General features: G+C 71.6%; 7 protein-coding genes. 3 read left to right on the top strand and 4 right to left on the bottom strand.

Annotation, left to right across the window (positions count from 1 at the left end):
* Both B7X32_RS18080 and B7X32_RS18085 read left to right on the top strand, forming a co-directional pair.
* Positions 1-281 (top strand): FAD-dependent oxidoreductase (locus tag B7X32_RS18080; RefSeq protein ID WP_292722821.1); only part of this gene is annotated, 281 nt, incomplete at its 5' end.
* Positions 282-363: 82 nt separating this feature from the next.
* Positions 364-675 carry a helix-turn-helix transcriptional regulator gene (locus B7X32_RS18085; RefSeq protein ID WP_292722824.1) on the top strand — a complete coding sequence of 104 codons (312 nt, stop codon included), beginning with the start codon at positions 364-366 and terminating at the stop codon, positions 673-675.
* Between the two features lie 84 nt (positions 676-759).
* On the opposite strand, the gene B7X32_RS18090 is transcribed toward B7X32_RS18085, so the two are convergent.
* The 4 genes from B7X32_RS18090 to B7X32_RS18105 form a co-directional block, all read right to left on the bottom strand.
* Positions 760-1,809 carry a TIGR00730 family Rossman fold protein gene (locus B7X32_RS18090; RefSeq protein ID WP_292722827.1) on the bottom strand — a complete coding sequence of 350 codons (1,050 nt, stop codon included), beginning with the start codon at positions 1,807-1,809 and terminating at the stop codon, positions 760-762.
* Positions 1,810-1,876: 67 nt separating this feature from the next.
* Positions 1,877-2,317 carry a cupin domain-containing protein gene (locus B7X32_RS18095; RefSeq protein ID WP_292722830.1) on the bottom strand — a complete coding sequence of 147 codons (441 nt, stop codon included), beginning with the start codon at positions 2,315-2,317 and terminating at the stop codon, positions 1,877-1,879.
* Positions 2,314-2,913, bottom strand: a complete 600-nt coding sequence (locus B7X32_RS18100) for a pyridoxamine 5'-phosphate oxidase family protein (protein WP_292722833.1) — start codon at positions 2,911-2,913, stop codon at positions 2,314-2,316. Before B7X32_RS18100 ends, B7X32_RS18095 begins: the two co-directional genes overlap by 4 nt.
* 36 nt (positions 2,914-2,949) lie before the next feature.
* Positions 2,950-4,110 (bottom strand): P1 family peptidase, encoded by a 1,161-nt coding sequence (locus B7X32_RS18105; RefSeq protein ID WP_292722836.1) that lies wholly within the window; start codon positions 4,108-4,110, stop codon positions 2,950-2,952.
* 148 nt (positions 4,111-4,258) lie between these two features.
* Here B7X32_RS18105 and B7X32_RS18110 point away from each other — a divergent pair.
* On the top strand, positions 4,259-5,276 hold a 1,018-nt coding region (locus B7X32_RS18110), incomplete at its 3' end, for an APC family permease (protein ID WP_292722839.1).

Consider the following 5,276-nt stretch of genomic DNA (forward strand, 5'->3'; position numbering starts at 1 on the left):
TCCCGGATCCGGTCGCCCGCTGGATCACGCGATGGGGCGAGGATCCGTTCTCGCACGGCTCCTACTCGCACGTCGCGGCCGGCGCCTCGCACCACGATCACGACGCCCTCGCGGGCCCGGTGGACGGCGTGCTGCACTTCGCGGGCGAGGCCACCTGGGGCGAGGAGCCCGCGACGGTCGGCGGCGCCTACGCGTCCGGTGCGCGCGCCGCCGAGCGCGTGCTGGGCCGGCCCGTCGACCTCGCCGCGTTCGCCGAGGGGATCCGGCGCTCCGAGGTCTGAGCCGGGCGGTATCGCTCGCGGCGCTTTGGTCCTACAGTGCTGTCATGGAGGCCGCGCTGGGGGCTCCGACTACCCGGGAACCGTGGACGACCCGCACGATCGTCGAGGCGGTGCAGACGTGCGCGCCGTGATCGCGCCGCTCGGCGCCGAGCACTCCGGCGCCGAGCCGTCCGGCCGTGCGCTGGACGCGCTCACCCCGCGCGAGCTCGACGTGCTCGCGCTCATGTCCGAGGGCTGGTCGAATGCGGCGATCGGCGGGCACCTGTTCCTCTCCGAGCGCACCGTCGAGACGCACATCGGCGCCATCTTCGCCAAGCTCGGCATCGAGGACTCCCCCGACGGCAATCGTCGCGTCCGCGCGATCCTCGCGTACCTGCAGGCCCGCGCCCGCTGAGCGTCATCCATCTCCGAGTCGTCCCCACCAGCGGACCCCAGGGGCTCCGCTGGTGGGGACGACTCGGAAGTGAGAGCTCCTCGCTCAGGCGGAGGGGGCGGCGGGGGCGGATCCGAAACGGTTGACCGCGCCGATGAGACGGAAGAGGCTCCCGACTGCGCGCTGGTCGAGGTGCAGCGACAGACGCGGCAGGTCCACGAGGTCCTTGTCGGCGAGCTCCACGGGCTGAGGACCGCAGGCCTCGATGCGGCCGGAGGACAGCATCGATCCGAACTGCTCGTTCAGCTGCGCGATCTCGTCGACGGTCGGCTCCGCGCGCAGGCGGAGGACGAGCAGGTCCCCCACCCACCGCAGCGAGTCGTAGTTGCGCCAGAATCCGGTGATGACCGCGGCAGCCTCGGTCACGGAGTCGGTGATCCGCACGCGGTCGAAGTCGCCGGGCGAGATCACCCCGGTCGGAGCGAGGTCCTCCTGCACGAAGCGCTCCAGGCCCCGCCAGAAGGTTCCCCCCGGCTCGTCCAGCAGCACGATCGGCATGGGCTCGGCCTTGCCGGTCTGCTGCAGCGTGAGCAGCTCGAACATCTCATCCAGGGTGCCGAAGCCCCCGGGCAGGCAGATGAATCCGCGGGACTCCTTCATGAGCATGAGCTTGCGCGTGAAGAAGTACTTCATCGCGACGACGTGCTCCTGCTCGGCGACGATCGTGTTGGCCTTCTCCTCGAACGGGAGCCGGATCGAGACCCCGAGCGAGCGCTCCGGACCTGCCCCTTCCGCGGCGGCCTGCATGATCCCCGGGCCCGCGCCGGTCACCACCATCCACCCCTCCGCGGCGAGCGCGGCCGCGACGTCGCGCGCCTGCCGGTACAGCGGGTCGTCCTGCGCGGTGCGGGCGGATCCGAACACCGTGACCTTGGAGACCCCGTGGAACGGCGCGAACAGCCGGAACGCGCTGCGCATCTCGGAGAGCGCGGCCGAGGCGATCTTCAGATCCAGCCGGTCCGTGCCGTCCTCGCCGAGCAGCACGGCGGTCTGCAGCATCCTCAGCACCAGGCGTCGGTCGGCGCGCACGCCGGCATCGTCGAGCACGGCGTTGATCTCGGCTCTGAGGGCGGGAGGCAGGATCTCGTCGGTCATGCCTCCAGCGTGTCACGGCCCCTGCGTCGACGGGCGCCGCCGCGCGGAGCGCCGACGCCCGTGCGTCTCAGTCCGCGACGGGCCAGGGCATGGGCCGCTCGGGCAGGCGCGCGCTGTCGTCGGGGAGGTGCGGCAGCGACTCGCCACCGGCGCGGATGCACAGCCAGCGCAGCTCTCCCGGGCTGTCCGGACGGGCGCGCCACGTGCGCGGAACGCCCTGTCCGACGCGCACGACCGAGCCCGGCCCGACCTCGACGACGTCGTCGCCGACGCCCATCTGGCCGCGTCCATTGAGGAACACGTAGAGCTCCTCGATCCGTGCATGCGTATGCCAGTAGCCCGCCTCCTCGCCCGGGACGAGGGCGTTCGCGGTCATGCCGATGTACTGCATCGTGAGCTCGTGGTCGACGACGCGCCGGCCGTCGCGCGAACGCGTCTCGTCGAACCCGCCGTGGAAGGCCCGCCATTCGTCGGGGCTCCCGATGCTCATGACCTCGTAGTCGCTCATCCGCGCCCCTCCTCGTCCGCGCCCCGGCGCGTTCCGTCGCCGCCGCTCCAGGACCGGAGCCAGCGATCCCCCTCGCGGGTGTACACGATGCGGGTGTGCCTGCGGTCCGTCGCACCCTGCCAGAACTCGATCCGGTTCGGAACGATCCGCCAGAGCACCCAGTCGCCGTCGGCGACCCCGGCGCGCGCCGCCGCGGAACGCGCCGCGAGATCGGCCGCGCTCTCGCCCGCGGGGGCCTCGACGACGGGCCCGCGCACCCGCACGGCGCGCAGCACGGGCTGCCACCAGAAGTTCAGCGCGGCGGCGGGGTTCACCGCGAGCTGGCGCCCCTTCGCGGAGGAGCGCGTCCCGGCGAAGGCCCAGCCGCGCTCGTCGACGTCCTTGAGGATGAGCGTGCGCGCGTCAGGGGTGCCGTCGGCGTCGGCTGTCGCCAGGGTCGCCGCATGCGGCTCGGCGACGCCGGCCTCCGCCGCCGCCGTGATCCAGTTCAGGAACAGAGCGAGCGGATCGTCCGGCACCGCGTCGGGATGCAGTGCCGGAGGGGTTCCGGTGAGAGACGGGCGTTCCCGCAGCCAGGCGGCCGGCGTCGTGTCCATGTCCCCCATCCTGCAGGACGAGCGCCTGCAGGAGTCTCAGCGCCCCGCGCGCCGCGCCACGACCGCACGGATCTCGTCGTGCGGGAGCGCGACGCTCTGATGACCGTCGCGGCCGACCATGTCCTCCGCCGCGACGAGCGCGTTCCACACCGCCTCGTCGACCGCCTGCACCGCTGCGGCGAGGAACGGATCCATCCGCCCCCACGGCACGAAGCGCACCTGCTCGTACTCGGCCCGCTCGTCGGAGGGGAACACCGAGCTCAGCGCCCCGGAGTTCGCCGTCGACAGCGCCAGCACGATGTCGCCGGAGAAGTGGCTGCCCGCGGTGCCGCTGCGGCCGAGGCCCAGCGCACCGCGGCGGGCGAGCGCCGCGCACTGCCCCGGCAGCAGCGGCGCGTTCGTGGCGATGACGACGATCGCGGATCCGGCCCCGCTCACCGCGCGCCCGACGGCCCGATCCCTGGCGAACCAGTCGGTGTCGTCCATCGGGTTCGGCGCGGCGGTCTGCCGGCCGAGCGGGATGCCGTCGAGTCTCAGCTCCGCGCGCGAACCGAAGTTCGCCTGGATGAGCGCGGCGACCACGTACTCGTCCTCGCCGTGACGCACGACCCGGGAGGCCGTGCCCGTGCCGCCCTTGAAGCCGTAGCAGTTCATCCCGGTACCGCCGCCGACGTTCCCCTCCGCGACCGGCCCCGTGGTCGCCGCATCCAGCGCCTGGACCGCGTGCTCCGACCGCACGTGGCCGCCGTTGATGTCGTTGAGGTACCCGTCCCAGGTCTCCCCGACGACCGGCAGCAGCCATTGCGCGGCCAGATCGGGGCGGTTCGCGGCGAGCCAGGAGTCCACGCCGGCATGCACCGGACCCACGGCGTGCGAGTTCGTGATCGCGATCGGCAGGGCGAGGGATCCGGACTCGTCGATCCAGCTGCGGCCGGTGAGCTCGCCGTTGCCGTTGAAGGAGTGCACGGCGGCCGCGCACGCATCGCCCACGCCGGCCCGGCCGCGCGGAAGGATCGCGGTGACCCCCGAGCGCACCGCATGCGCGCCCTCCCCCGCGATGAGCGTCGTGAAGCCGACCTCCAGGCCGGGGACGTCCGTGATCGCGTCCAGCGGGCCGGGCTCGCCGTCGAAGACGATGCCGAGATCGCGGGCGCGCGGACGCCCTTCCGGCTGCGGCGAAGTGGGGTGGGACGTCATGGCGCCTCCGATCTGCTTTGAACGAATGTTCAGAATTCTAGGACAGATCGCTCTTATTTGCTTGACAGAATCGACTTAACGCTCTTGAATCACTGTTCAAGCGCCGTCGCTGTCCCGATGCCTCGGCCTATCGAACCAGGAGCCGATGATGTCTCGACCTTCCCCCGCCGATTCCGCGGTCGCCGCCCCGGCCGACGCCGCCCTGACGGGCGGCACCGCGCTCGCCCGCCGCCGACTGGGCGTCTGGGCGATCGTCTTCTTCGTGATCTCCGCCGCCGCGCCGCTGACGGTCGTCGCCAGCGCCGCCCCCACCGACTTCCGCCTCGCGGGCATCGGCGGGCCGGGAGCCATGCTCGCCTCGGGCGTCGTGCTGATGCTGTTCGCGGTGGGGTTCACCGCGATGTCCCGCTACGTCCGCAACGCCGGTGCGTTCTACATCTACGGCGCGAAAGGGCTCGGCAAGCCGATCGGGATCGGGATCGTGTTCGTCACGATCTTCTCCTACGCGGCGCTGTGCATCTGCTTCTACGGCTTCGTCGGCTTCTTCGGCGAGATGACGTTCTCCGCGCTGTTCGGGATCGAGCTGCCGTGGACGGTCTACGCCCTCCTCGCGTTCCTCGCCGTCGGCATCCTCGGCTACCGCAAGATCGACGTGGGCGCCAAGGTGCTCGCGGTGCTGCTCACCGCCGAGGTCGCGATCCTGCTGATCCTCGCGATCGGCGTGCTCGCGCAGGGCGGGCCAGAGCCGGTCTCGTTCGCCGCGTTCGCCCCGCAGAACGTGTTCTTCGCCGCGGGCAGCGGCGCACTCTTCGTGTTCGGCTTCGGCGCCTACCTCGGCTTCGAGAGCACGGCGATCTACACCGAGGAGGCGATCCGCCCCACCCGCACGGTGCCGATGGCGACCTACATCGCGATCGCGTTCCTCGGGGTCTTCTACGCGTTCACGTTCTGGATCCTCACGGTCGCCTTCGGCGTGGACGGCGTGCTCAAGCTCGCCCAGGAGGACACGTTCCAGGACATGGTGTTCAACGCCGGCGAGCAGTACCTGGGCCTGTGGGCGTCGATCACGATGCGCATCCTCATCGTCACCAGCTTCTTCGCCTGCCTGCTCGCGTTCCACAACGCCTGCACCCGCTATCTGTTCTCGATCGGCCGCGAGCGCCTGC

Origin of the sequence: Microbacterium sp. 13-71-7 (genome assembly GCF_002257455.1) — a bacterium.
Classification (GTDB): Bacteria; Actinomycetota; Actinomycetes; order Actinomycetales; family Microbacteriaceae; genus Microbacterium.

Coding starts and splice junctions, on each gene's coding strand:
- B7X32_RS18090 (WP_292722827.1), bottom strand. CDS start 1,809: ATGACCGACGAGATCCTGCCTCCCGCCCTCAGAGCCGAGATCAACGCC.
- B7X32_RS18095 (WP_292722830.1), bottom strand. CDS start 2,317: ATGAGCGACTACGAGGTCATGAGCATCGGGAGCCCCGACGAATGGCGG.
- B7X32_RS18100 (WP_292722833.1), bottom strand. CDS start 2,913: ATGGACACGACGCCGGCCGCCTGGCTGCGGGAACGCCCGTCTCTCACC.
- B7X32_RS18105 (WP_292722836.1), bottom strand. CDS start 4,110: ATGACGTCCCACCCCACTTCGCCGCAGCCGGAAGGGCGTCCGCGCGCC.